25 protein-coding genes are annotated in these 24,533 nt (G+C 46.8%); 13 read left to right on the top strand and 12 right to left on the bottom strand.

Annotated elements, in window-relative coordinates:
• Both Q0241_RS18350 and Q0241_RS18345 read right to left on the bottom strand, forming a co-directional pair.
• A partial coding sequence (locus tag Q0241_RS18350) for a hydantoinase/oxoprolinase family protein (RefSeq protein ID WP_299380463.1) occupies positions 1–1,332 on the bottom strand: 1,332 nt, incomplete at its 3' end.
• Between the two features lie 311 nt (positions 1,333–1,643).
• Positions 1,644–2,558, bottom strand: a complete 915-nt coding sequence (locus tag Q0241_RS18345) for a DMT family transporter (RefSeq protein WP_299380461.1) — start codon at positions 2,556–2,558, stop codon at positions 1,644–1,646.
• 242 nt (positions 2,559–2,800) lie between these two features.
• Between Q0241_RS18345 and Q0241_RS18340 the strand changes: the two genes are divergently transcribed.
• Complete coding sequence (locus Q0241_RS18340) at positions 2,801–3,259, top strand: Lrp/AsnC family transcriptional regulator (RefSeq protein WP_299380459.1); 459 nt, start codon at positions 2,801–2,803, stop codon at positions 3,257–3,259.
• A 239-nt stretch (positions 3,260–3,498) separates the two neighbouring features.
• Here the strand turns inward: Q0241_RS18340 and Q0241_RS18335 are convergent, their stop codons facing one another.
• The 3 genes from Q0241_RS18335 to Q0241_RS18325 all read right to left on the bottom strand — a co-directional run bounded on the left by Q0241_RS18335 (position 3,499) and on the right by Q0241_RS18325 (position 6,019).
• Positions 3,499–4,149 (bottom strand): GDSL-type esterase/lipase family protein, encoded by a 651-nt coding sequence (locus Q0241_RS18335; protein ID WP_299380457.1) that lies wholly within the window; start codon positions 4,147–4,149, stop codon positions 3,499–3,501.
• Positions 4,150–4,179: 30 nt separating this feature from the next.
• Complete coding sequence (locus Q0241_RS18330) at positions 4,180–5,178, bottom strand: D-cysteine desulfhydrase family protein (protein WP_299380455.1); 999 nt, start codon at positions 5,176–5,178, stop codon at positions 4,180–4,182.
• 166 nt (positions 5,179–5,344) lie between these two features.
• Positions 5,345–6,019 carry a cupin domain-containing protein gene (locus Q0241_RS18325; RefSeq protein ID WP_299380453.1) on the bottom strand — a complete coding sequence of 225 codons (675 nt, stop codon included), beginning with the start codon at positions 6,017–6,019 and terminating at the stop codon, positions 5,345–5,347.
• Positions 6,020–6,412: 393 nt separating this feature from the next.
• Between Q0241_RS18325 and Q0241_RS18320 the strand changes: the two genes are divergently transcribed.
• From Q0241_RS18320 to Q0241_RS18285, 8 genes are all read left to right on the top strand, one after another.
• Positions 6,413–6,964 (top strand): TetR/AcrR family transcriptional regulator, encoded by a 552-nt coding sequence (locus tag Q0241_RS18320; RefSeq protein ID WP_299380451.1) that lies wholly within the window; start codon positions 6,413–6,415, stop codon positions 6,962–6,964.
• A 337-nt stretch (positions 6,965–7,301) separates the two neighbouring features.
• Positions 7,302–8,084, top strand: a complete 783-nt coding sequence (locus Q0241_RS18315) for a hypothetical protein (RefSeq protein ID WP_299380449.1) — start codon at positions 7,302–7,304, stop codon at positions 8,082–8,084.
• The gene (locus tag Q0241_RS18310) at positions 8,081–9,337 is read left to right on the top strand and encodes a hypothetical protein (RefSeq protein WP_299380447.1); all 1,257 of its coding nucleotides are present in this window, start codon (positions 8,081–8,083) and stop codon (positions 9,335–9,337) included. Before Q0241_RS18315 ends, Q0241_RS18310 begins: the two co-directional genes overlap by 4 nt.
• A complete protein-coding gene (locus Q0241_RS18305; protein WP_299380445.1) occupies positions 9,324–10,280 on the top strand; it encodes a MoxR family ATPase in 957 nt (318 codons plus the stop codon). Before Q0241_RS18310 ends, Q0241_RS18305 begins: the two co-directional genes overlap by 14 nt.
• A complete protein-coding gene (locus tag Q0241_RS18300; RefSeq protein ID WP_299380440.1) occupies positions 10,280–11,596 on the top strand; it encodes a DUF58 domain-containing protein in 1,317 nt (438 codons plus the stop codon). Before Q0241_RS18305 ends, Q0241_RS18300 begins: the two co-directional genes overlap by 1 nt.
• 18 nt (positions 11,597–11,614) lie before the next feature.
• Positions 11,615–12,622, top strand: a complete 1,008-nt coding sequence (locus tag Q0241_RS18295; protein WP_299380438.1) for a stage II sporulation protein M — start codon at positions 11,615–11,617, stop codon at positions 12,620–12,622.
• Positions 12,607–13,665, top strand: a complete 1,059-nt coding sequence (locus Q0241_RS18290; protein WP_299380436.1) for an RDD family protein — start codon at positions 12,607–12,609, stop codon at positions 13,663–13,665. Before Q0241_RS18295 ends, Q0241_RS18290 begins: the two co-directional genes overlap by 16 nt.
• A 149-nt stretch (positions 13,666–13,814) precedes the next feature.
• Positions 13,815–14,081: a metal-sensing transcriptional repressor gene (locus tag Q0241_RS18285; RefSeq protein WP_366941201.1), complete on the top strand. Its 267-nt coding sequence runs from the start codon at positions 13,815–13,817 to the stop codon at positions 14,079–14,081.
• Between the two features lie 4 nt (positions 14,082–14,085).
• Here the strand turns inward: Q0241_RS18285 and Q0241_RS18280 are convergent, their stop codons facing one another.
• Both Q0241_RS18280 and Q0241_RS18275 read right to left on the bottom strand, forming a co-directional pair.
• Complete coding sequence (locus Q0241_RS18280) at positions 14,086–14,499, bottom strand: DUF1801 domain-containing protein (RefSeq protein ID WP_299380431.1); 414 nt, start codon at positions 14,497–14,499, stop codon at positions 14,086–14,088.
• A gap of 134 nt (positions 14,500–14,633) precedes the next feature.
• Positions 14,634–15,374, bottom strand: a complete 741-nt coding sequence (locus Q0241_RS18275; RefSeq protein ID WP_299380429.1) for a pyridoxine 5'-phosphate synthase — start codon at positions 15,372–15,374, stop codon at positions 14,634–14,636.
• 109 nt (positions 15,375–15,483) lie between these two features.
• Between Q0241_RS18275 and Q0241_RS18270 the strand changes: the two genes are divergently transcribed.
• The 3 genes from Q0241_RS18270 (at position 15,484) to Q0241_RS18260 (ending at position 18,271) form a co-directional block, all read left to right on the top strand.
• Positions 15,484–16,854 carry a PLP-dependent aminotransferase family protein gene (locus Q0241_RS18270; protein ID WP_299380427.1) on the top strand — a complete coding sequence of 457 codons (1,371 nt, stop codon included), beginning with the start codon at positions 15,484–15,486 and terminating at the stop codon, positions 16,852–16,854.
• Between the two features lie 157 nt (positions 16,855–17,011).
• Positions 17,012–17,365 (top strand): VOC family protein, encoded by a 354-nt coding sequence (locus Q0241_RS18265; RefSeq protein ID WP_299380425.1) that lies wholly within the window; start codon positions 17,012–17,014, stop codon positions 17,363–17,365.
• Positions 17,366–17,569: 204 nt separating this feature from the next.
• Positions 17,570–18,271: a transporter substrate-binding domain-containing protein gene (locus Q0241_RS18260; protein WP_299380422.1), complete on the top strand. Its 702-nt coding sequence runs from the start codon at positions 17,570–17,572 to the stop codon at positions 18,269–18,271.
• A 35-nt stretch (positions 18,272–18,306) separates the two neighbouring features.
• Here Q0241_RS18260 and Q0241_RS18255 read toward each other — a convergent pair whose 3' ends face one another.
• From Q0241_RS18255 to Q0241_RS18235, 5 genes are all read right to left on the bottom strand, one after another.
• Positions 18,307–19,071 carry a DeoR/GlpR family DNA-binding transcription regulator gene (locus Q0241_RS18255; protein WP_299380420.1) on the bottom strand — a complete coding sequence of 255 codons (765 nt, stop codon included), beginning with the start codon at positions 19,069–19,071 and terminating at the stop codon, positions 18,307–18,309.
• Between the two features lie 36 nt (positions 19,072–19,107).
• On the bottom strand, positions 19,108–20,184 hold the full coding sequence (ugpC, locus tag Q0241_RS18250; protein ID WP_299380418.1) for a sn-glycerol-3-phosphate ABC transporter ATP-binding protein UgpC: 1,077 nt from the start codon (positions 20,182–20,184) through the stop codon (positions 19,108–19,110).
• A complete protein-coding gene (locus Q0241_RS18245) occupies positions 20,184–21,038 on the bottom strand; it encodes an ABC transporter permease subunit (protein WP_299380416.1) in 855 nt (284 codons plus the stop codon). The genes ugpC and Q0241_RS18245 overlap by 1 nt, the downstream gene beginning before the upstream one ends.
• Before the next feature lie 11 nt (positions 21,039–21,049).
• Entirely contained in the window at positions 21,050–21,928 is an 879-nt protein-coding gene (locus Q0241_RS18240; RefSeq protein ID WP_299380414.1) for an ABC transporter permease subunit, read from the bottom strand.
• 87 nt (positions 21,929–22,015) lie between these two features.
• Complete coding sequence (locus Q0241_RS18235) at positions 22,016–23,320, bottom strand: extracellular solute-binding protein (protein WP_299380412.1); 1,305 nt, start codon at positions 23,318–23,320, stop codon at positions 22,016–22,018.
• A 363-nt stretch (positions 23,321–23,683) separates the two neighbouring features.
• Between Q0241_RS18235 and Q0241_RS18230 the strand changes: the two genes are divergently transcribed.
• On the top strand, positions 23,684–24,533 hold an 850-nt coding region (locus Q0241_RS18230; protein ID WP_299380410.1), incomplete at its 3' end, for a DUF3772 domain-containing protein.

The raw sequence follows: 24,533 nt of genomic DNA, 5'->3' as shown, positions 1-24,533 counted from the left end.
CGCACAGAGCAGGGCGCCGTCGCGGGTCCAGTTGTTCTGTTTGTTCAGGATATGGCTGCTGTCACTGGGGGTCAGGCCGGAATTGATCACGAGGCCGCGATCAATCAGGCGTTGCAAGGGGCCAGCCATGGCCGGGCGTTCCAGCAGGCTGTTGAGGGCAACGGGACCGTCGGCGAGGCTTTCCCAGATTTCCAGTTCCAGCCGCGACAGACTGGTAAGGGCCGTGTTGAGTTCGCGCAGCTTCAGGGCAAAGCGCCCGTCGTGTTCGCCAATGCGCTCCTTGCGCAGCTGTTGCTGTAGTTCGTCCAGAACACTTGGATGCTGTTGCGCCAACAAACTGATGGGATAAGCCCTTCTCGGACCAATTGTAAGACCCTTTTGAGGGCGGTTGAGGGCGACTTCACTGTCGCCGCCCAGTCCATAGGTGATGACAGCGACGGCCTTGACCATGGTGCGCCAGCCGCCGACGTTGGCGCCTTCTTCGCTGAGCTTGGGTTCGCCATCCATCAAGATTGCAATATCGGTGGTGGTACCGCCCATATCGACCACAAAGACATCACTGGCCCCCGACAGATACTTGGCCCCGACCACAGAGGCCGCAGGACCAGAGAGAATGGTTTCAACCGGACGTTCAAGGGCGGTTTGCGCGGATATCAGCGACCCGTCACCCTTGACCACCATCACGGGGGCCTTGATGCCCTTTTCCTGTAACATGATATCGACGGAATGAATGAGCTGATGCAGTTGCGGTATTAGCTGTGCATTCAGGAAAGCGGTGAGGGCGCGGCGGGGCGCATCCAGCCCGGATGACAGTTCATGGGCACAGGTCACCGGGCGGTCTGTCTTTTCCAATATCAGGTTGCGAACAGCTTCTTCGTGGGATGCATTGCGCACAGAGAAATAGCCCGCAACGGCAAAGGCAGACACATGGGGGGCGTGTTCGTCGATGGCCCGTTGTACTGCGATGATATCCAGCGGAGATTGCTCGTCCCCCAATGGCGTATGCCCGCCATCGATAAAGACATAGGGGTTCTTGCCAATGGCGGTGCCGAGGTTTGATCGGTCGAGTGACCCTTTGTCATAACCGATCATAATAAGACAGACCGGGCTGTCATGAGCTTCGACAATGGCGTTGGTGGCAAGGGTGGTGGACAGGGACACCATGCGGATCTGGTCGCCTTCGCGATCCATAATCCGGTTGACCGCATCACAGATACCGATAGACAGGTCGTGTTTGGTTGTCAGTGACTTGGCGGTTCGCAGCACACCGTCTTCTTCTGTGAAAAGAACCGCATCCGTATAGGTGCCACCCGTATCAATACCTAACAACATTCCCGAAAAATTCCCTGAACAAAAAACTATGCAAACACCAGAACAAGCATGAGTGACCATTATATCTGATCATTCATTAAAAGAGACAATGGTTTAGCAATTTACTCGGAATACTGCTTCCCTAAAAGCGACGAATGTTGTTGGCGCAAATAGCAAAGCATCTAGTCGTTCTACTTAGCTCCTCTTCGGCGTTGTTTCATCGCTCATGTATATCTCCTACACGTTGCTCTTCACGCCTTGAATCGCAATAAATTAAAAAATAGGGGCGTGGTGCCTCACCACTTAAGCACTTTTCCTTTTGTGAGCCTTGATCAGGAACGTTTCCTTTTACGGGCCTTGATCAGACCGAGGGCACCGATCATGCCGATGGTCACAATGCTGACGCCGATGATCTCTATGGTCGTTGGCTCTTCGCCCAATACAGGAAAGGCGAGGATAACGGCGATGCCGGGAACCAGTGCGGCGAAGACGGCGCCCTTTGCTGCGCCGAGCAGGGCAACGGCCTTGGTATAGAACAGCAGGGCAAGAATGGCAGAACCGATGCCTTGGAACGCAGCCTGAAACAGGGTTTCTTCGATCGGCGCGACAAAGATCTGTGGATCACCAAAGGTAAAGTAAAGCGGTAGGTAAATCACCATGGACAGCACAGCAACCAAAGCCGTGGCGTGGAGCGGATCAGCCTTAAAATACTTTGTGCCAATGGTATAGCAGGCCCAACTGCCGCCCCCGGCAACAAACAACAGGTGCCCCATCCATTGGTTATCCCCCGCCATGGCAAAGCCGGACCAACCGAGCAGGGCTACGCCGAGGATAATGACTCCGAGGCCAAAGAGACGGCTTCTGTCGGGGCGGTCGCCGAGAATAAACCAGCTACCGATTGTTGACAGGGCCATCATGCAGCTTGGCGCGATGATCCCCATGTGACTTGCCGGGGCAAAGTTAAGCCCAGTCACGGTGAGCAGCATATAGGGCGCACCAGCACCAAAGGCCAGCAACAGACTACCGGGCAAGCCGATGCCTTTGAATCCGCGCTTGAGGATCAGGGGCAAAAGAATAATGCCCGCCACACCAAAGCGCAGGGCTGTAATGTCATAGGCGTTCAAGGTCTGGTTCTGAAGACCAAGGCTGGACACCACGGGCCACGCCCCCCACAACAGAGCAGCCATCAAGCCGTAAATGATACCCATTGTCAGTGCACTTTGCTCTGCTTTTAAAGCCTGATCCATAATTCTACCCGATACTCAAAAATATGTTTTACCTTTTTCATCCGGATCATAGCCGAATATTTGCGTCGTTTGACTGCAAAATAAGTGGTTTCCCGATCAAAAAACTGCAACAAATAGAAATCGAAGCATTTTTTCGACTTTTACACGGCTTAACGGTTATCGAAACAGGCAACGGATTAGTGTCGCCCCTCTGATTAGCTAGAGCCAGACCACTTCAAAGACAGATCAGTTTAAAGACCAAGATGAAAATAGATAATTTCGACAAAGCTATCCTGAGATCGTTACAGGAAAATTCCCGCCTTAAATCAGATAGCATTGCGGAACAAGTTGGTCTGTCCGCGACCGCGTGTCAACGCCGTATTAAACGGCTTAGGGATATGGGGGCCATCGAAAAAGAAGTCGCGGTGATTAATCCCAAAGTTTCCAGCCATGGCCTGACCCTGATTGTTCAACTTGTCATCGAACGCTGTGACGCCAAGATGTTGGACAAGCTAACGGCGCAGTTCCTTGCCGAAACCGAAATTCAACAGTGTTATAACCTGACCGGGGCTTTCGACTTTCTGTTGATCGTCACCGCAGAAAACATGACGTCATACGAGAAATTTACCAAGCGCGTGTTTTTTGACAACCCGGCAATACAGGAATTCACCACCACCGTCGTGATGGAAAACGTCAAACGTGGCCTGGAGTTGCCAATATAATCCCTAGCTGTTTTAACTGGGGCGGCTTTAGTTAGGGGCAATTTTAGGTGGCGGCGCTTTGCCGGAGTTTAATGAACTCTCTAGTCTTGTAAGCCGAGGTGTTTGGGATAGTTGTTTAGCTTAATTTTAGCTCAAGGGGTAAAGCGTGACGTGTAGGTGACCTACATGAGTGATGAAGTAACGTATTAGATATTAGGCCATGAGATATTGGAAGAAAAAGTTAAGCTAGACAACTATATCTACGCCTGAAGAAGACCCTGCCAATGGGGCGAAGACTGCACGATTTCTGCCATGGCCTGATAGCCTTTTCCGGTTGAATGCAGACCGTCATTTTCGGCCAGTCCCGCCATAAAATCATCACTCGTACTCAAAGCCTCGTGCATATTGATAAAGGGGATATTCATATCCTGACAGATCGCACCGTATTCTGCTGATCCGCTGGCCAGTTCTTCGTTTTTAAAATCAAAATGCATATTTGATACGGTCGAGAAAAAGGGCAGCTTGCTTTCATCAACAGGTGTCGGGCCAAAGACGAGCAAGGGGGCTATTTCTGAAAGTTCTGTCATCAGGGCTTTGAAGTTGTTCATGGCTCTGCGCCTAGGCGTTCTGGGTATGTTTTTTTTGGCTATACCACTTTCGATCAGCGCAAAATCGTTAGACCCCGTGGCAAAAACAATAAAGTCCTTTGCACTTTTAAACCTGGCCCGACATTCCGATGCCGCGCGCTCCGATATTTCCTTGAGCGTCTGCCCCCTGACACCCAGATTATAGTGGATAAAGCTTTGTTTGGTTTCTGCCTCTAAAAGCGCGAGGCGTCCGGGCATCCCCAGCCGTGCTTCATCGCCCATTCCCTCCATGACGGACGCACCCAGAAAACAAACTCGTTTCATCTTTTTATCTTTCGGTGTTGGTTTCGTGACTTAGGCAAAGAGAGAAGGGTAGGCCCCGAGTGCCTGAGCACCGCCCGTGTGCAGGAAGATCACGGTATCGCTTTTGGTCAATATACCCTGTCTGATATGATCAACAAGGCCAGCAAAGGCTTTGCCGGAATAGACAGGATCAAGCAAGATGCCTTCAGTTCTGGCTAGTAACTCGATTGCTTCGTTCCCTGCATCGGATGGAATGCCATAGTTGCTGCCGCCATAGCCCGTGATTACCTGCAAGTCCTGTTCAGGGTCCCAAGTTTCGAACCGACCAAGGCGTTCCAGTGTTTCCGGCACAATAGACTTAATGGCGTCTGTAACAGGTAGGGGATCTCCATCGACTTCGACGCCGAGAACAGGGAAGGGGCGTTTCAAGGTGATCATGCCGGCAATGAGGCCAGCCTGTGTGCCACCGCTGGATGTGGCGTGATAAAGTGCTTTGGGGCTGAGGCCCAAGCTGCGGCACTGTTCGTGAATTTCCATCAGGGCGCTGGCGTACCCAAGGGCACCAACAGCATTGGAACCACCAACGGGAATGATATAGGGCGTCTCGCCAGCTTTCGTTAGATCGGATGCCAACTCCGCCATAATGCGATCCCGATCAGAGCCGCCGGGATGAATGGTAACCTCAGCACCCAGCAACTTATCAAGGACGAGGTTCCCCGATGTCTGGTAAGCCGGATCTTGCCAATCAACATTTCGCACCAGCACCAGATGACACTTTAACCCGTAACGTGCCGCCGCTGCGGCAGTCTGTCGGACATGGTTGGATTGTAATCCACCCGCCGTAATCACACAGGTCGCTTCCTTGTCCAGCGCATCTGCAATCAGAAACTCCAGCTTTCGGGTTTTATTGCCGCCCCCGGCAAGGCCCGTGCAGTCATCCCGTTTGATAAAGATCTCTGGCCCGCCGAGATACTTGGATAAGTTGCTGAGAAGGTGTAGGGGCGTCGGGGTGAAGGCCAGTGGCACAGATGAATTGAATTCGGTAAGCATGGAATACCTGAGAAACGAGAGGGCAAAAGCTATAAAATTGTTCAGAGACTTACTCTGATCGTTTTCCGGTCCTACTTCAATAGCGATAGGTAAATTTCCAATCCCTGACTGATCCGCTCTTGATCTGTATTGTGATGGCCGCGATATTGCTTTTGTCAGAGATGTTCTATTGGTCAAGATGCCCGGTTTTGACCAGCAGGGTTGTGTCTTGTGTAAAGTTGTATCTGACCTCTGTCCCCGCTGGATAGCGCAGCCATGATCTGGCGGGAAAGGCACGGCCATTGGATTGTAGCTCACCTGTCACAATCAGAACTTCCATGCCTTTGTCCGGGGTGGCCAGCGTTTTGGCGGAAGCTGCATCCCACTTTTGCAGAGTGACTTTTTCGCTCTCGAACTCATGCAGATTCAAAACTCTTTGTCCCTTGTGATCTCCGTCCACCCAATGGTCTTGGTCATTTGTATTCACGGACTTCTGTTCCGTATCGTTTTTATCAAACTGCCAGAGCTTCACAAAAATTGTGCAGCCCTCAACCGTATGCGGCGAGTGGCTGGTCCCGATCGGGTTGCGCACATAGGTTCCGGCGGGAAAGTCGCCGTACTGGTCCGAGAACGTTCCCTCAAGCACAAAGAACTCTTCGCCGCCGTCATGGGTATGTTCCGGGAAATACTTGTCGCGGTCGAACTGCACAATCGTTGTTGCGCGCGCAACTTCATCGCCAATGCGGTCAAGCATCGTCCTGTTTACCCCCGCTGCCGGAGAGGGCGACAAGCTTGTATCCGAGGGGTGTAGTTCAACAGGTTTCGTGAAATCTGCATTGATGCGCATCGGGCTCTCCGTCATTTTACTGTCTCTTGTTGGTAACTGTCTCATTGTTGGCGCTAAATCTCTAGGTAAGACTGCTGCCGTAATTTCTAAGAAGATATTACCTATAGCCAAAATGTATTGCCATAAGGCATTACCCGTAAGCCTATAAAAGTATTACCCGTAAGGTCCTGTCTTCCTCGATCCAGGCATGTGTCTTGGCATGTGTCCAAGCGTGTACCTTAATGTGGCTCTCAAAAATAGTCATGCAGATAAGCCTTTATTCGCCTATATGTAAGTTATGTATCTATGAGTAGGTAACTTTTCTTGTTTATCATTTATGCCTTTAAAAAGAAACGTCAAGAGGTTATCTATCATTTAATAGGTAAGCTGGTATGCGGGCTATATGCGAGCCAAAGGTAAGAGAGAGTGATGAGCGAAAGATCGAAAACAGCGTCGTCCATTATGGACATTGCAGAAGACTACATTCGTACACGTGGCTATAACGCTTTCAGCTTTCGCGATATCTCTGCCGAAATTGGCATCAAGACGGCCAGTATTCATTATCACTTTCCCTCGAAGGCTGATTTGGGCGTCGCAGTCACACAGCGATATACAGAACGTTTTATTGAAAGCTTGGGCGAACCAGATGCCTATCCCGTAATGGAACAGGTTCGGCGCTATAAAGAAGCCTTTCGGTCTTCTTATGCCGCGGGCGAGCAAATGTGCCTTTGTGGTATGCTGGGTGCAGAGATTTCATCTCTCCCGGATAACGTTATGAAGAAATCCAAAGCTTTCTTTGATCAAAATATGTCCTGGCTTACCCGTGTCTTTCTATCTGATAAGGCCAGCGAATATTCCCAAGACAGCGCGCAAAGCGAGGCCCTGAAACTTTTGGCGCTGCTAGAAGGGGGCCTTATTGTGGCTCGCACCTTAGATGGACTAAAGACCTTTGATCAGATCATTGACTATAATCCCCAATAACTCTTAACCCCAATAATTATAAACTCTGATATCAATATTCTTGCTACTCACAATTGACCTATAATAACAATCTGTTTAATTGTCTGGCAGGTCCTAAAAAACTATAGACATTCTTCTTGTGGCTGTGCCATTCTGCGTTGAATTCTCGTCAAGGTTTTGGTGCGTAGTGGTTGTTTTTTCTAATATGTTTTCGGCTTTTAATAAATAAATGCCCGCCAAAGTATCATCGACTTGATAAGGCTTTTTGGGGGGCCTTTGTCTTTTGTTTTGTTTAGGTAAAAGTTGGGTATGGTATTGCCGATATCCGAATTTTCAAAAATATATATGTATAGGTTCTTTGGCCCTGCTACTTAGTTTGGCGGTTATTTTTTCTGTACCATCCAGCGCTATTGCCCAATCGGCTGAACCGTCGATAGATCAGTCTGTGGATGACGCGGTAGAAGACATTTATTCTGATAGTCGATACCAGAGTGAACCGCCTTTTGATGTCAAAGCCGAAAAAGTTGAAAAGAAAGTACCTGAGAAAAAAGAAGAGGCTTCTTCAGAACCTCTACCCGACCTTTCGGCTTTAGAGTTTTTAGCCAAAATTATCTTCTATGGTTTATTGGCTGTTGGGCTGTTCTTGTTGATTAAATTAGCCTATCAGCAATATAAAGATTTCAAACGAAGACCTCAGAATAAAATAACTGTTAATGAAAAAACAGAGTCCTTTGCTAGGGTAAGTTCTATCTCTGAAGAATTGAGTAAAGAAACTCTGGAGCATGCGGATCAGTTGGCAGAACAAGGGCACTTTGAAGCCGCGATCAGGGCTATCCTTTTGTGTTGCTTGAAGCACGTTAAAGAGAGTTATCACGCTACTCTGCCCGATGCTTTGACGAATAGAGAGATTTTGCAGGCAGACTGGTTGCCATCTGATATCCAGACGAAAATGTCGATTATCGTGAATGCTGAAGAGTTGACCGAATTTGGCGGACGTTCTGCAGGAATTGAAGAGTTTACGGCGTGTCGTGACGCCTTTCAGGTTTTTATGACCCCGGCGAATACGACGCAACCGAGTAGAGCACACCGTAAGACAGAGAGCGACAGGCATGCCAGTTCACAACACGGAGGCGTCAAATGAACGATCGGGTCTTTTCAAGACGCACTTTGATGTGGTTGCTGGTAATTGGCGTGCTTTCCTTTGTGGGTACTTTTGTTGCTTCGATCTATCAGGATAAGATTGTTCAGCTGACTTCTTATGGCGCTAATTCTTATTCTGAATCAGCTGTTGGACACAAAGCTTTTGTCAAGCTGTTACAAAAGATGAACTTTAGAACTCGGGTCAGTCGAGAAATTCGCGGCGGGTTTAATTTTTCTGATGCGAAGCTGGTGATAGAACCACAGTCTGTCTCTGGATTGTCCGGCACTCTGAACGGATTTAGTGGTGTGGGATCGTTAATTGTATTGCCCAAGTGGGATGTGCGTCCCGACCCCAAGAATAGTCGCTGGGTCGGGGAAATGGAATTGCGCAACTCGGATCAGGTTCAAAGTATTCTGAATTATGTTGGGAACGGCTTGAACCTTGTTCGAAATGACACCACGCTGACGGCGGAAAATTTCACATGGGATTCCGAGCTCTTTCCCCTGGATCAACAGTTATCTGTTCTTGCACCACAGTTAATCGCGGATAATCCCGGTGTCTTGCGCCCTTTGGTATATAATGACCAAGGGGTTTTGTTAGCCGAAGTCATCCGGTCTGATTTCTTTTATGATATTGATCGCACCTGGGTTTTGAGTGACCCGGATATTTTGTCAAATCACGGCCTGGATAATGGGGGGAATGCTGCCTTTATGATCCGCGTTATTGATGAGCTGACCCACGGGCGCGCAGGGGGCGTTATCATTGACGAAACATCTCATGGATATGCAGCAGAACCGAGTTTGTGGCAAAAGATGTTTGAATTTCCTTTTGCTGTTGTCACTCTACTCGTCGTGATATCGGCGCTTTTTCTTGGGTGGGCCAGCTTTAGCCGTTTCGGTGCACCAGATAAAGATGAAAAAGAGTATCAGGCTGGCAAGGAATTCCTTATTGGCAACACCGCAGAGCTTTTGGCCTTTGGCGGGCATGGGGCGCTGATGCTAAAGCAATATACGGATAGAACACTACAATCGGTTGCTGCCAAATTACATGCCCCAAAGAATATGGAAACATATGAACTTTTGGAATGGTTAGATCGTGTGGGGTTTGCCCGTGGCATTGAAGCAAGTGGGCACGATGTAATCAGTGCAGCAGAAGATCTTTGCAAAGCAAATACATTTAACGTTTTGGCTGCTATTCGCGCAGCACAGAATATCCATCGATGGAAACAGGAGATGCTGTATGGAACTGGATGATATCCGGACCATTAGTGATGGTTTAAAAGCAGAAGTACGCCGTACGATTGTCGGACAGGATGGCGCATTGGACCTGATGTTGGTCAGTCTTTTGTGCAAAGGTCACTTGTTATTGGAAGGTGTGCCGGGTACAGGGAAAACCCTGTTGGTTCGCTCGTTTTCAAAGGCATTGAACCTAAAGTTTGGCCGTATCCAGTTTACACCGGATCTTATGCCAGGTGATGTGTTGGGGACAAACCTGTTCAATTTTCAGACAAACGAGTTTTCGCTCACGAAAGGTCCGATCTTTACGGATTTGCTTTTGGCCGATGAAATCAACAGAACGCCACCAAAGACACAGTCGGCGTTACTGGAAGCTATGAGCGAACGCTCGGTGACTATTGACGGCACCAGTCATCAGCTGGGTGAGGGATTTTTGGTTATCGCGACACAGAACCCGATTGAGCAACAGGGAACTTATCCTTTGCCCGAAGCACAGTTGGACCGATTCATGTTCAAACATGTTCTGGAATACCCCAGTGAAGCAGAAGAACGATCAATCGTTGCAATGCACGGCCACCAGACTTCTATGCCCAAGCTGGATGAGTTCGGGATGAAGGGGATCGCTGATCTTGAAAAGCTGGAAGAGATGAGATCTCTTGTCCGTAAAATAAGGCTCAGTCCGGACATAACCAATTATATCGTGTCTGTTGTACGGGCAACGCGAGAGCACCCGGCGCTTCAATTCGGCGGGTCCCCACGATCAGCAACGATGCTGGCTGCAGCTTCCAGAGCTTATGCGGCCTTGCAAGGCAGGGATTATGTTATTCCTGATGATGTAAAGTTTGTTGCTATTCCCGGGTTACACCATCGTGTTGTTCTTGCTCCAAGCGCAGAAATCGAAGGAACACGGACAAACAATGTCATTCGTGAAATTCTGGAACAGACAGCTGCCCCGAGATAATGAGACCAACGCTTCGTAGTGCCCTTCTTTTATCGCTGGGAGTTCCGCTCAGTCTTGTCCTGATTGTCTGGGATGAGGGGCTGTGGCTGTTTGGTGTGGTCTATTTGTTATTGGCTTTTTTCCTTATTGGGGTTGATGCTCTGAATTCATTGGCGCCGCGCCGGATTACATTGTCTCAAAATATTCCGTTGATACTTTATGCGGGACATGAAGACTATGCGTATTTCTCTCTGACTGTTTCCAGCCGACTGCGCGCTTTTGGTGTGACAGCCTTGTTGGATGTAGAGAGCGAGTATCTTAATAAACCGGCACCCGTCATTATTGATCGTCTGGATCAGAATTCTGTTGGTGAGCTGGCCTTTCCTTTGATTGTTAAGCGTCGGGGAAAAGCCAAGGTCACGAACTTGTGGCTCAAGTGGTATAGCCCTTGGGGTTTGATTGTTCGCCAAACCAAGTGGGATCTGGCTCATGAAGTATCGATTGTGCCGAATATTCACGCCGTAAGGACTGCGGCGTTACAAATAAACAGTCGTGATGCTTTTCATGGCACAAAAATACAGAAACAACGCGGTGATGGGACGGAATTTGATGCGTTACGTGAATATCAACCGGGGTATGACCTGCGTTCAATAGACTGGAAGCATTCTGCCCGTCATAGAAAGCTGGTCTGTAAGGAATTTCAGGTTGAACGAAACCATAATGTTATCCTTGCGTTTGATACTGGACATTTGATGACAAGACCGATTGATGGTCTGCCGCAGTTAGACCATATGATCAATGCTGGGTTACTATTGGGGTTTATGGCCTTACGCGGTGGGGATAAAGTTGGTCTTTATGGTTTTGATGCCAAGGTTCGAAGGCTGGCAAAGCCATTGGGTGGTCATCAGGCTTTTCATCATCTTCAAGCGAACTGTGCCGAATTGGACTATCAGCATAATGAAACCAATTTTACGCTAGGTCTTTCACATCTTGCCGGACAGTTGCAACGTAGATCGCTGGTCGTTCTGTATACCGATTTTGTCGATACAGTTACGGCAGAATTGATGATTGAGAATGTAACTCGAATAGCCAAACGCCACCTGATTATTTTTGTCACTTTGGAAGACCGTGAACTTGCAAAGGTTGCGGAAAGAAAACCCCATTCCGTTAATGATATTGCCAAGTCAGTTGTCGCAGATGATTTTCTTCGGGATCGCCAAGTCGTTTTTGAACGCTTACGTCGCCTCGGCGTACATTGTATTCAGGCCCCGGCAGCTTCCTTGAGCGCGGACCTTGTCGAGCGCTATCTGGCGATTAAAAATCAGGAGCTTATCTGATATGGAAGGGCAGGCGTAATGTCAGATGCAACATTAAAGAGTTCCCAGTTTCGCAAAGAACGCGAAGCTTCCTGGAAAGAGCTTCAGGATCTGGTTGAGAAGATTGAAAAAAAGGGCGTCAAGTCACTGGATGCGGATCAGTTGATGCGCTTGCCAAACCTTTATCGCTTTACCTTGTCATCGTTGTCGGTAGCGCGTGGTGTTTCGCTGGATAGAAACCTGCTTGAATACCTCGAACTTCTTTCTACAAGGGCCTATTTTTGCATTTATGGGGTGCACGCCAGTTTTGGGGGAACTGTATTCAAGTTTCTTTTCGAAGAGCTGCCGGCAGCGGTCTGGAATGCCCGTTGGCGTATCTTGTTGACCACGATTATCATGCTTGTGGGCGGGGTAATCGCCTATTACCTAACCATTACAAACGAAGAATGGTATTACACCTTTGTCAGCGATGGCATGTCCAGTGGGCGTACGCCTGCCAGTGCAACCGAAGATTTACGCAAAGGCTTGTATGATGGCGCTGATATTGAAGTCCATGAACTAAATGTCTTTGCATCATCCTTATTTTCGCACAACTCATCTGTCGGTATGTTTTCCTTTGCGCTTGGGTTTGCCCTTGGGGTGCCGAGTGTTTTGCTTATTTTTTATAACGGTTTGACGCTGGGGTCTTTTGTTGCCCTCTATAGCGAGCGTGGCTTGGGTGTCGATGTTGCCGGGTGGTTATCCATCCATGGCACGACAGAGTTACTGGCGATTATTCTATGTGGTGCAGGTGGGCTTGGTCTTGCGAAGGGAATAATTATGCCCGGTCATAAATCGAGATTGTCCAATCTTGCGCACGAGGGACGTCAGGCCGCAAAGGTTGTTATTGGGGCGGTCCTTATGCTTTTGGTTGCGGCAATACTCGAAGGTTTTGGGCGGCAATTGATAACAGATACGGCAACACGGTTTTTGATCGGCGGTTCAATGCTTGTTTTCTGGGGGGCGTATTTTGGCTATTGGGGGCGTAAGATATGCAAAAGACAGTAATGCCTTCTTCCTCAAATGCGTCGGGGCTGGATAAAAAGCAAGGTAATAGGCTTAAAAAAAACAATCGATCAAAAAAAATCAACATTACCCAAAAAGACAAGAGCCACTGGCGGCGGGTTATTACCCCAGAGGGAGTGCCCGTTAGTTTCCAATTGGCGTCTCGTGGCGATCGTGTTGCTGCGATATTATTGGATTTGATGATTGTCTACGGCTTGCCGATATTGATTCTTGTCGGTTTTCTTTTATCGGGTGCTTGGGAACACTTTCTGGATAAAAAAGAGGCAATATATGTCCTGATTTCCGTGATCACGGTTGTTTTATTTCTCTGGTACAACTTTTATTTCAGCTACTTTGAAATTAAATGGCAGGGGCGGACGCCGGGAAAACGGGTTTTAGGGGTCAGGGTTGTGGACCGTCATGGCGGCCAGTTAAAGCCTGATGCTGTATTCGCGCGGAATTTGATGCGCGAACTTGAACTGTTTTTACCGCTTACAATACTGTCTTCCCCTATTGGTGACGGTGCTGACGGGTTAATTAATCTGTTGATATGGATCTGGCTTGGGGTTTTTATCTTCTTGCCTTTTTTCAACAAAGATCGCTTGCGAGCCGGGGATATGATCGCCGGAACATGGGTTGTTAAAATACCAAAAACCAACTTGTTGGGCGATATTGTGCAAGATCAAGACATTGCCTCTTCACGGACAAGCAAGGTATCTGATCAGACGAGCCAAGCCGATGCTTTCAGTTTCTCAGATGAGCAGGTTGATGCTTATGGTATTTATGAATTGCAAACTCTGGAAGAGTTGTTGCGAAAACCAGAAGTTGCGCCAAAAACCATTAAAGAAGTCACTGAACGCATAAAAACAAAAATCAAATGGGTCGAACCTACCAAAGATAAGCGATCTTCATTCTACTGGAAGGACCATAAGGGAAGCACCCAGAAAGATAGGGAGTTCCTCAAGGCTTATTATGCAGCGCTGCGTAAAAGGCTTGAAGCTAAGATGCTCTTAGGTGTTCGCCGGGAAAATAAACATGATAAGTGACAAGACGTGTGGGACTTTAATACAATTTATAAATAGCATTTTTTATTATACTAAAGAAAAGCCGGAACGATTTCGTTTCCGGCTTTTTCTTTATGTCGTGGTAAATTATTGTTATGCACGATGACCATTCATATGAGACGGCAGAAGACATGTCAGCACAGCACAAATCCCATAAGCAGGTTATAAACCGTCTTAAACGGGCGCATGGCCATATGCATAAAATTATGGAGATGCTAGAAGATGAACGGTCTTGTGTTGATGTGGCCCAGCAGTTGTATGCGGTTGAAAAAGCCGTGATCAAAGCCAAGAGGCTGTTAATCCATGATCATATTGATCATTGTTTGGGGCAGGGGGACCAAGATAGTCAATCAGGCCAAACGCTGGATGAATTAAAAGAAATTACGAAATATCTTTAAGATATTATTTCTTGTTCAGGTGATAGGTCAGGGCTAGGGAAATGCAGTGCTGAAGCGCCGGGACTGGAATTTCATCTTTTTCATTGAACAGGATTGCTCTGTTACCGCTATATGTAAACTCGGTTGGATAGAGTTCGCGAAATTGATCAAGTAGGTTGGTCTGGCAATGGACATAAAGGGCGTATTGCCCCTGATCCTTACCAGCTTGGTCAATACGAATTGTGGTTCCACTTTTAGATTTTGTCGTCAAAAAACTTGGCTGTCCCCATTTCAGAGTTTCTTCAATGTGACCAACATCTGGAATACTGGCTGCTGTATCCAGTATCATTTCCCTAAGATCTAGGAGCTTTTTACGTATGCCATCAGGGTATTTGTCATAGGTCGAAGCGATGTTATCTGGCAGTGATCTGACTGTCATGCGGTCCAACCCTTAGGGGCGTGTTTATAACGTATTGTCTCATAGGGTGATTTTATATTGAAAAATCCCCGGCTGAATAGATGACTGTATAGACACAGCCTAACCGATACAGTCGGGGGAATGCCATATCGTGTTTATTTCTTTGCTATTTCCGCAAGATAAGCCTTGATCGCACCATCCATTCCATAGATGAGAGCGTCAGCCGTCAGGGCATGACCAATAGACACTTCATCTGTCCAGGGAATAGCTTGTAGAAAATGGGCGAGATTATCCAAATTAAGGTCGTGCCCTGCATTGACGCCTAAGCCAACTTCGCGTGCGGCAATGGCTGTGTTTTTGTATTTTGAAAGTACCTGTTCCCGATCATCCCTAAAGAAACATTCATAGTAGGGACCAGTATAAAGCTCGACACGATCAGCACCAATTTCTGCTGCAGCAAGGGCCACATCCGGTTCGTGATCAATGAAAACGGATACGCGTGCATTTTGGGCGTGAAGTCGATCCACAATCTCTTTTAATTTGTCTTTGTTGCTGCGGATATCCCAGCCATGATCCGATGTATTTTGATCTGGATCGTCTGGTACTAATGTCACCTGTTCCGGTTTAGTTTCTGCGACAAGTTCCATAAATTCTTCGGTTGGATTGCCTTCGATGTTGAATTCTATCGGGGCGCTATATTCTTCACGGAGCATTCTGGACAGATCATACACATCTGATTTTCGTGTGTGTCGCTGATCGGGTCTCGGGTGGACTGTTATGCCGCCTGCACCTGCTGCCAAGGCTATTTTGGCCATTCCGGTCACGCTTGGGTAGTCGATATCCCTCTGATTACGTAACAGGGCAACTTTGTTCAGGTTTATGCTAAGTACAGTCATGATTTCCTCATATTGTTACGGTAACAATATAAATTGTTGTGATTTTATATAGAATAATGTTCTTATTATTGTTCTAGTCAATAAAAATATTGTTGGGGTAACAATGTGGGTGCCACATAACCTTGATCCTAAACTATCTGTCTATCGCGCCATAACTGATCGTCTGGCCCTTGATATTGAACAGGGGCGTCTTACCGAGGGTGAAAAACTTCCGCCCATGCGTAACCTTGCTGATGAATTGGGTGTTACCGTGGGGACTGTTCTACGTGCCTATGACCTTGCGGAACAACGAGGCTTGCTTGTTAAGCAAACGGGGCGGGGTAGCTTTGTTCGTGCCCACCGGGATCACGAACAAAATAAACAGGATGCATTGGATGAAACCGGTGCTGTTGACCTTAGTCGTAATACGCCGCCCTTTATTAATCTTGAGGCACAGTTGCGGCGATCGCTGATTGAAATTGGCAAGGACAGTAACCTTGATGGCATGCTGGAGTATGGGCAAAGTCAGGGGTTGTTGCGTCATCGCGAGGTCTTATGTGAATGGCTTGGAGGACGTGGGTTTAAGGCTGACCCAGAACGGTTGATTATAACTGGTGGAGCGCAACAGGCGCTAACCGCTGCTTTGGGGGCACTAACATCCCCCGGGGATACGGTCTTGGTCGAAGAACTCTCTTATCCCGGTATTAAAAACTATGCCCGGTTTTTTGGAATTAATCTTGTGCCCGTTGCTTTGGATGAAGGCGGGTTGGTTCCCCAATCCGTCGAACAGGCATGCCTCAGGAATTCAGTTAAGGCACTGTATTGTATGCCTTTTGCTCATAATCCAACGACCGCAACCATGTCTGAAGCGCGGATTGCCGAAATTGCAAAAATGGCAGATCAATATGGCTTTTTTGTTATCGAGGATGATGTTAATCCACGTAGCCCAAAATCTGACTTTAAACCCATTGCTGCTTACAACCCTGAACGTACCGTATATATCAGCAGTCTATCAAAGACCATTTCTCCGGGATTGCGCGTTGGTACCTTAATGCCGCCGCAAGGGCTATTATCTCAATTCCTGGCAGCGAGCCAGACCACCAGTTGGATGGCCCCGCCGCTGATGGCCGAGGTTGCGTGCCATTGGATCAAGGATGGCACGGCAAGTGAGCTTGAAATACAGCGGAATACGATAACGGCTAATTTGCTCAAACAGGCTGCGGACAGTCTTGCAGGAACACTATATCGCTATAACGATGCAACTTCTCACCTTTGGATACCACTTAGGGATACATGGAAAGCCGAAGAATTTGCAGAGACACTTGGTTTGCGGGGTGTCAGGGTTTCGCCTTCGAGTATTTTTGCGGTCGACCCTGTTTCTGCACCATCGGGTGTTCGGATCAACCTAACAAACATTGATGATGCACTGCTGAAACAGTCTCTTACTGCTGTCGTGGAGCTACTAAACAGTACCCCTCAAGCGACAAAATTTCATATGTGATGAGGACCGAGGCCTGTCCAGAGTAAATTGGATGTGAATTTAATGATAGATTACTTAATTAATTTAGGAGCTCAACGTCGTTTTTACTGAGTGTAAATCTGTAAAAGATATGTAACCCCGATAAAGATGTATAGATAAAGAAAAGAAGGAGCAGGCAATGGGATGTCCCGTCGTACATTTTGAAATTATTTCCGAGGATGCGGATAAGGCACAAGCTTTTTATGGTGACCTCTTTGGGTGGGATATTGATGCTGATAATCCAATGAATTACGGCATGGTTGACACAGAAAGCGATGATAAGGGAATAAATGGCGGTATTGGTGAGGATATGGCCGATACAGGTGGTCATCTTACCTTTTATGTCGAGGTGCCATCCGTTGAAGAAACCTTGAAGCTGGCTGTTGAAAAGGGTGGGACCGTTGTTCTTGAAGCTCTGGATGTTCCCGGTGGACCTACGATTGGCTTGTTCAATGATCCCGATGGACGGCGTGTTGGTCTTGTTGAGGCCTGAGAGCCTTCGAGAATATAGTCAATAAAGCTCTGGCTGGAATGTCAGAGTTTTATTGGGCTTTAGGATCTTTAATATAATTTTACCTATTTCCAATATTCTAATGTTTTAGAGAAACAGGTCATTGGACTTTAGATGAGATTTTTACTCTTCTTGTTTGTGCTATTTCATAGTTGTTTCAGTGCGATAACAGCTTTGGCAAAAGAGGTGAAGTTAGTCACAGGGTTCGATTATGCTCCTTATGCAAGCCCTAATTCCCCCAGCGGCGGGGTAATCACTGAAATAGTTACGACCGTATTCTCTGAAATGGGGTACCGCGTCAATCTGGGCTATTATCCTTGGAATAGAGCGCTCAAAAGGGTTGACCGCCTTAACAGTGATGCGACATTTCCTTTTGCTTATACTGTAGATCGTGCCGCAAAATTTTTATATTCCGATCCGATTCACCACATAAAGTTAAGTGTTTTCCAAAAATCGGGAAGCGAAAATAACTATTCCAAGCCTGATGATTTGATCGGCCTGACGGGCTGTGAACCATTGGGGTACAAGACCGAAGTTGAGCTTGTCGGTTTGATTGAGGCAAAAAAAATTAATCGTTTTCGCGCTGAAAGTGTAGAAGACTGCCTGCAAGGGGTGGCATCGGGGCGTGCAGACTTTGTTGTTCTTAGTCCGTCGGTTGCCTGGGCTGCTGCGAATAAGCTATGGAAAGATAAAGCAAAAGATATCATATCTGAAGCAAAGGTGCCGTTAAAAACATCGACGGAGCACCTTATAATATCGAAAAAACATCCGAATGGGCAGGGATTGATTACAGAATTTAATGCAACATTTCTTCGGTTAAAAGCAAAGGGTGTTGTCGAGGGGATTTGGACCAGACACTTGGGAAAAGATGCGTACCCATTTATGTAGAACTCTTTGATCGGCGCGGTATAAACGATATTCGGTTACACACAACATTCTTTTATTTTTAGCTTTGAAAGTTCCAGCTGAACGCGGGTGTTATCGTCAGGTAATTGGTCTGTGACCATAAGGTCCAGATCTTTAAAGGGCGCGACCTTCACATTTGCAGGCCTGTTCCATTTTGTATTATCAGCAACAAGGATTTTTTTGCGGCTATTTTCCAGAATGGACTGTGTAACATGTGCTTCGTCAGGCTTGAAATCCATCATGCCAAAAGCTGGATCCAGTCCACCTGTGCCGACAATGGCATAGTCTGCTTTGAACGAAGAAAAGAAACGAATGGTTTCTACCCCGACTAGATCGTGATCACTTTGTCTTAGGCGCCCCCCAGAAACATGCGTATCAATATTCTCGTTGTTGCAAAGAATAGCTGCTGCTTTGAGGTTATTCGTTAGCACACGTAAATTCTGGTATTTCAACAGGGCATTGGCGACCGAACCTACTGTTGTTCCTATACCCAAAAAAATTGTTGAACCATCTGGTATCTGGTCCGCGACGGCCTGGGCTATTTTGTCTTTGTTTTTTGCATTCATGACCTGTCTTGTACTGAAGGACAGGTTTTCAATGGCCGAAGGTAAGCAGACACCACCATGAACGCGTCTAAGCAACCCAGTCTCGCAAAGGGCATTTATATCTTTGCGAATGGTTTGAGTACTTAACTGAAAATGGATAGCCAGATCTTCGATGCTCAAAGCATCTTCCCGGCTGGTCCATTCCAGTATTTTGTTTTGTCTCTCGCTTAGATGCATATCCTGATCGTGTCCGCTATTTTCGGGTGATAGCTATTAGATCAGTCGCTTACCTGTTTCTTTACTGAAAACAAGTGCATTTGTATGATCATAACTAAGCGTTATTGTTTCACCAATTGATGGCTCTTGATCCTGATTAAGACGCAGACAAAGTTCCAGATCTTCGCCATCTTCGTTTTTGGCTCCCTCAAGAGTACCGTAAACAAGATTATCTGCCCCGTGTTGTTCTACGAGGTCGATATTCATTGCTAATTTGCCCTTGGTATCAATTCGAAGGTGTTCGGGACGTAATCCCAATACAAGCTCTTCGGCTACGGGTAGGTTCTCAAATCCATCGATTTCCAATGTGCCGGATTTAAGAATTTTACCGTCATATTGTGCTGACATCAGGTTTATCTGTGGTGAACCGATAAAGCTGGCGACAAACAAGGTTTTTGGATCTTTGTAAAGCTCGATAGGTTTACCCATTTGCTCTATCTGACCATTGTTAATTACTGCCAGACGGTCAGCCAGTGTCATAGCTTCGGTTTGATCGTGGGTAACGTAGATACTAGTGACACCCATTTTCCGCTGAAGCTTTTTAATCTCGATGCGCATCTGCACACGAAGTTTGGCGTCAAGGTTACTTAAGGGTTCGTCAAACAGGAACACCTTTGGGTTTCTGACAATCGCGCGGCCCATGGCTACACGTTGTCGCTGACCACCCGAAAGCTGGTTTGGTTGCCTGTCCAAGAAGTCTTCGATATGCAGTGTCTTTGCTGCCTCGATGACTTTCTGTTCGATTTCTTCTTTGGAATCACCACGGTTCTTCAAACCGTAAGACATGTTTCCGCGCACGGTCATGTGCGGATAAAGGGCATAGTTCTGGAAAACCATCGCCACGTTACGTTCCGCCGGGGAGACATCATTGATCCGATTTTCATCAATGTGAAGATCACCTTCGGTAACGGTCTCCAGTCCCGCGACCATGCGTAAAAGGGTTGATTTACCACAACCACTTGGGCCAACGAATACGATAAATTCACCGTCGGCAATTTCCATGTTAACGCCTCTGACAGCGTGGGCACCGTTTGGGTACACTTTATTAACATTGGTGAGCTTAACTTCGGCCATTATTTTTCACTTTCTACCAAACCTTTAACAAACCAGCTCTGGAATACCAGCACCACGATTACCGGGGGCAGGGTGGCCAGAATGGTCAGGGCATATGCTTTTTGGAATTGAGGGAGTTCGCCACCCTCTGACAATACCTGATAAATCTGCTTGATGCCGATGACCAAGGTGTAATTGTCTTCATTCGTTGTCATGATCAGTGGCCACAGATACTGGTTCCAACCGACCACAAACATGATGATCAGGATTGCAGCGATCATCGTCTTGGAAATGGGCACCAGAATATCGATAAAGAACTGCCAAGCATTTGCACCATCCAGACGTGCTGCTTCCAAAAGCTCTTCCGGCACTGATTTATAAAACTGACGGAAATAAAATGTTCCGGTCGCTGAGGCTATAAGAGGCAAGATCAACCCCGTGTGGGTATCCAGCAATCCCATACCTGCAACGACTTCATAAGACGGAATAATTCTGACCTCAAGCGGTAGCAGAAGCGTCATGAATATGACCCAGAACAACGGTGCCGCCAGTCTAAATCTGAAATATACAATAGCGTAAGCTGCCAAAGTCGAGATCACCACTTTACCAATGGCAAAACCAAGCCCTAACAACAAACTATTCCAGAGCATCATGCTGGCAGTGACACGTTTCATTACGCCACCTTCAACAAAGAGAACTTCATTGTAATTTTCGAAAAAATGACCGCCGGGCCAGGCCTGAAGGCCTTCTCTGAATAAAGTTTCAGCGGAATGGGTTGATGACATGAAAGCAACCCAAACAGGCGCTGTCATGAAAATTGCCCCAAGAATAAGGATCAAGTGTCCCGAGATCGTATGCCAACTAAGTTTTAACATTCTGACCCCTCCTAGTAATGAACTTTGCGTTCAATGAAACGGAACTGGATAACTGTCAGAGCCAGAACCATAACCATTAGAACAACAGATTGAGCCGAGGAGCCGCCAAGATCGTTTCCTCGGAAGCCGTCCGTGAAAACTTTGTAAACAAGCGTGCTGGTTGATCCGCCCGGAGCGCCACCCGTTGTGGTGTCGATGATGCCGAAGGTTTCAAAGAAAGCATATGTGATGTTGATGACCACAAGGAAAAAAGTCGTCGGCGCCAGAAGTGGGAAGGTCATGGTCCAGAAACGACGTAGATTGCTTTTACAGTCGATTGTCGCGGCTTCTAGGACAGATTTTGGGATACCCTGAAGACCAGACAGGAAGAAGATAAAGTTGACGCTGACCTGTTTCCAGACGGCGATGAGCACAACAACAAAACCGGCATCAAATGAATCAAGTTTATGATTGAAATCCCACCCCATGGCATTGAGGAAGTAATAGAGATCTCCAATCAATGGATTAAACATCAGATTGCCCATCAAACCGGCCACTGGCGGCGCGATGGCATAGGCCCACATCAACATGGTCTTGTAAGTGCGTGCACCCTGTATGACTTCATTCGCCTTTACGGCCAATAACATTGCAAGCGCGAGCGAAAGAAAAGTGACTAGAAAAGAAAAAACAAGGGTAAAGCCCGCGGACTGAAGCCAGGCATCAGTCAGTATTGTATCTTTATAGTTTTTAAACCAGACAAACTGAGAAGAAAGGCCAAAGGCGTCTTCTAGCAGAAATGACTGATAGATGGCCTGTGCAGCGGGCCACAGAAAAAATATACAAATGATAATAATTTGTGGAGCGATAAACAGATAGGGTATCGGGCTGTGGCTAAATTGAACTCGTTTCATAGCAGAAAGCGCGCTCCATATTCGTCGATAGTAAACATCGTAAAACTATGAGCGACGATCATTTCGATCGCCGCTCATAATCAGGTCTTAGTTATAGGTCGCGTTAAAGCGCTCTAGCAGATCGTTGCTTTCTTCTTCGATTTTAGCGAAAGCATCGTCAACAGATGATTTTCCTGCGAAAATATCATCAAAATGTTTGTAGAGAACTTCACGGATCTGAACGTAGTAACCAAGGCGATAACCTTTTGTCCAGTCACCACCAGGCTGGTTCAGCTGAAGAATACCGATTTCAGCGTCTGGTGTGGTTTTGTAGTAACCATCATTCTTGGCAAGGTCATAAGCTGCATTGGTGATCGGAACATAACCAGTTTCTTTGTGCCAGAAATACTGCATTTCCGGGCTGGTCAGGAACTTCATGAAGTCAGCAACACCTTTGTATTCGTCGTCGTCATGACCTGACATTGTGAAAAGGGCTGCACCACCGATGAAGGTACCTTTAGGTTCATCAACGATTGATTTCCAATGCGGAAGGAACGCACCGCCGAACTCAAATTCAGCACTTTTTGTCAGGCCACCAAACGATCCTGAAGAACCAAGCCACATAGCTGTTTTCTGCTGGACGAATGCATCCTGGTTGTCACCCCATGCACGGCCATAATAACCGTACCAGCCTTTATCCAACCATTCTTTGACTTTGCCCCAGTGCATTTTCAGTTCTGGGTTGTTGTACATGATTTTTACATCAGTACTATCATAGCCGTTGTTCGCTGTTGCCATCTGAAGGTTATGACGGCTGTGGAAATTTTCAGTGAAAATCCATGGGCTGTGACTTTGTGCAAGGGCAATATAGCCAGCTTCTTTTAACTTAGGTGCAATTGCTTCAAACTCTTCCCAAGTTTTTGGTGGGTTTGCGATACCAGCTTTTTTGAAAGCTTCTTTGTTATAATACAGCAAAGGTGTGGAAGAGTTGAAAGGCATGCCGATCATCTTGCCATCGGAATCAGCATAAAAGTTACGCACACCTGGCAAGTAATCTTCTTTGTTGAAACCTGCACCGTGTTCAGCCATTAAGTCAGCAACAGCAACTGTCGCGCCTTTGGCGTTGATAATTGTTGCAGCACCTGCATCAAAAATCTGTAAGATATGTGGCTGTTGCTTGGCACGGAATGCCGCAATACCCGCTGTCATGGTGTCTTCGTAACCACCTTTATAAGTTGGTACGAGCTTGTATTCACTTTGGCTTTCGTTGTATTTGACGGCAATTTCATCAACAACTTCACCTAGGCGACCGCCCATAGCGTGCCACCATTGAACTTCAGTCGCAGCATTTGCGACGCTGATTGTTGCCAGGCACGAAAATGCACCAATGGCCGTAAGAGTACGTTTTAACATAGAGATAACTCCCTGTGGGTAAAGTATCGAAAGAATAAATTCAGACCCGTTGTTCCGGGTTCATTTGAACCATTTATAGCCTTCATATGAAACTATAACTACAAAAATTGGTCAAATAAAAGACAAAATCGTCATCCTAGGGTTTTCTAGGAATTCAATCTGTTGAATCGGCTTTTACTTACAGATTTTCTTTGGTTATTTGCTTATGTTCTTCAATGTAATTGGTATCTTATGGGCGCTTAAAGTGGTCTTGTTGTCATGTATTCTGTCAATATTATGATCTACTCTTAAGATATCTTTCCTACGTAAAGTTGTGTTATAGTCCGCATGAATTAATTTGCCTGAGCTTGAGAACTTAATTTTATGATAATTTTGAATGCAATGTTCCAGAAGACATTGTTTATTTTTTATGCCTGTTTTTTGTCTATATCTTTGGTGTCGTCTGCTTTTGCAGACGACGAATTGCGTCAAAAGTTTGATCAAGCACTGGCAACGTGGGAATTTGAGCTTTACGAGAAAACCCAGAATTTAGAAAACAAAACCCTTTCTCAGGGTGATTTTGAGACCATTCGCGATGACCTTGATCGTGTGCGGAGAGAATCTCGGGGGTTTGTTTCCCGGTTGCAGCCTATTCAAAGTCAGCTGACAAAACAGTTAAAAGGGCTGGGGCCTGTTCCAGAGCAGAATCAGACGCCTGAAACAGAGCAAATTGTCACCATTCGGCAAAACCTTGAATCCGAGCTTTCAATTGTCAGCAGCCAGATCAAGCAGGCCGAGCTGATTTCGCCCCGTGTCGATGAGCTTGTTGGACGCTTTAACAAGATAGAGAGACAACGGTTCGTTGATGAGGTCTTTAGCCGTGGCCCTGTACCCGTTTCCCGCTCATTATGGGGGGATGTTTTTGAACTAAGTGGTACAGACTGGGAGACTTTTTTTGTCCAACTCGAATTGGCTCAACATACGGTTGGGGAACAGATAGAGTGGGAAGAAGTTATCCCGCTATGGGTGATTGTTCTTGCCGCGGCTTTTGTGTTGTCGCTTGTATTACGGGTTATGCGAAGACGTTATGGCGTTCAGTCGGATATTGTTGACCCAGATTATCATAAAAGAGTCCTTGCGGCATCCTTGAATGCCCTTAAACGCGCTTTGATCCCGGTTACTTTTTTGACTTTGGTTGCCGGTACGTTGGTTTGGGGTAACGTTTTGGACCCTG

This window comes from uncultured Kiloniella sp. (assembly GCF_937128705.1).
Classification (GTDB): Bacteria; Pseudomonadota; Alphaproteobacteria; order Kiloniellales; family Kiloniellaceae; genus Kiloniella.
Note: the sequence above shows the minus strand (reverse complement) of the source record. Positions and strands in the feature narration are given on the sequence as shown.

Bases quoted from the DNA above. Each gene is read 5' to 3' on its own strand.
- Q0241_RS18345 (WP_299380461.1), bottom strand. From the start codon at position 2,558: ATGGATCAGGCTTTAAAAGCAGAGCAAAGTGCACTGACAATGGGTATC.
- Q0241_RS18340 (WP_299380459.1), top strand. From the start codon at position 2,801: ATGAAAATAGATAATTTCGACAAAGCTATCCTGAGATCGTTACAGGAA.
- Q0241_RS18335 (WP_299380457.1), bottom strand. From the start codon at position 4,149: ATGAAACGAGTTTGTTTTCTGGGTGCGTCCGTCATGGAGGGAATGGGC.
- Q0241_RS18330 (WP_299380455.1), bottom strand. From the start codon at position 5,178: ATGCTTACCGAATTCAATTCATCTGTGCCACTGGCCTTCACCCCGACG.
- Q0241_RS18325 (WP_299380453.1), bottom strand. From the start codon at position 6,019: ATGACGGAGAGCCCGATGCGCATCAATGCAGATTTCACGAAACCTGTT.
- Q0241_RS18320 (WP_299380451.1), top strand. From the start codon at position 6,413: ATGAGCGAAAGATCGAAAACAGCGTCGTCCATTATGGACATTGCAGAA.
- Q0241_RS18310 (WP_299380447.1), top strand. From the start codon at position 8,081: ATGAACGATCGGGTCTTTTCAAGACGCACTTTGATGTGGTTGCTGGTA.
- Q0241_RS18305 (WP_299380445.1), top strand. From the start codon at position 9,324: ATGGAACTGGATGATATCCGGACCATTAGTGATGGTTTAAAAGCAGAA.
- Q0241_RS18300 (WP_299380440.1), top strand. From the start codon at position 10,280: ATGAGACCAACGCTTCGTAGTGCCCTTCTTTTATCGCTGGGAGTTCCG.
- Q0241_RS18295 (WP_299380438.1), top strand. From the start codon at position 11,615: ATGTCAGATGCAACATTAAAGAGTTCCCAGTTTCGCAAAGAACGCGAA.
- Q0241_RS18290 (WP_299380436.1), top strand. From the start codon at position 12,607: ATGCAAAAGACAGTAATGCCTTCTTCCTCAAATGCGTCGGGGCTGGAT.
- Q0241_RS18285 (WP_366941201.1), top strand. From the start codon at position 13,815: ATGTCAGCACAGCACAAATCCCATAAGCAGGTTATAAACCGTCTTAAA.
- Q0241_RS18280 (WP_299380431.1), bottom strand. From the start codon at position 14,499: ATGACAGTCAGATCACTGCCAGATAACATCGCTTCGACCTATGACAAA.
- Q0241_RS18275 (WP_299380429.1), bottom strand. From the start codon at position 15,374: ATGACTGTACTTAGCATAAACCTGAACAAAGTTGCCCTGTTACGTAAT.
- Q0241_RS18265 (WP_299380425.1), top strand. From the start codon at position 17,012: ATGGGATGTCCCGTCGTACATTTTGAAATTATTTCCGAGGATGCGGAT.
- Q0241_RS18255 (WP_299380420.1), bottom strand. From the start codon at position 19,071: ATGCATCTAAGCGAGAGACAAAACAAAATACTGGAATGGACCAGCCGG.
- ugpC (WP_299380418.1), bottom strand. From the start codon at position 20,184: ATGGCCGAAGTTAAGCTCACCAATGTTAATAAAGTGTACCCAAACGGT.
- Q0241_RS18245 (WP_299380416.1), bottom strand. From the start codon at position 21,038: ATGTTAAAACTTAGTTGGCATACGATCTCGGGACACTTGATCCTTATT.
- Q0241_RS18240 (WP_299380414.1), bottom strand. From the start codon at position 21,928: ATGAAACGAGTTCAATTTAGCCACAGCCCGATACCCTATCTGTTTATC.
- Q0241_RS18235 (WP_299380412.1), bottom strand. From the start codon at position 23,320: ATGTTAAAACGTACTCTTACGGCCATTGGTGCATTTTCGTGCCTGGCA.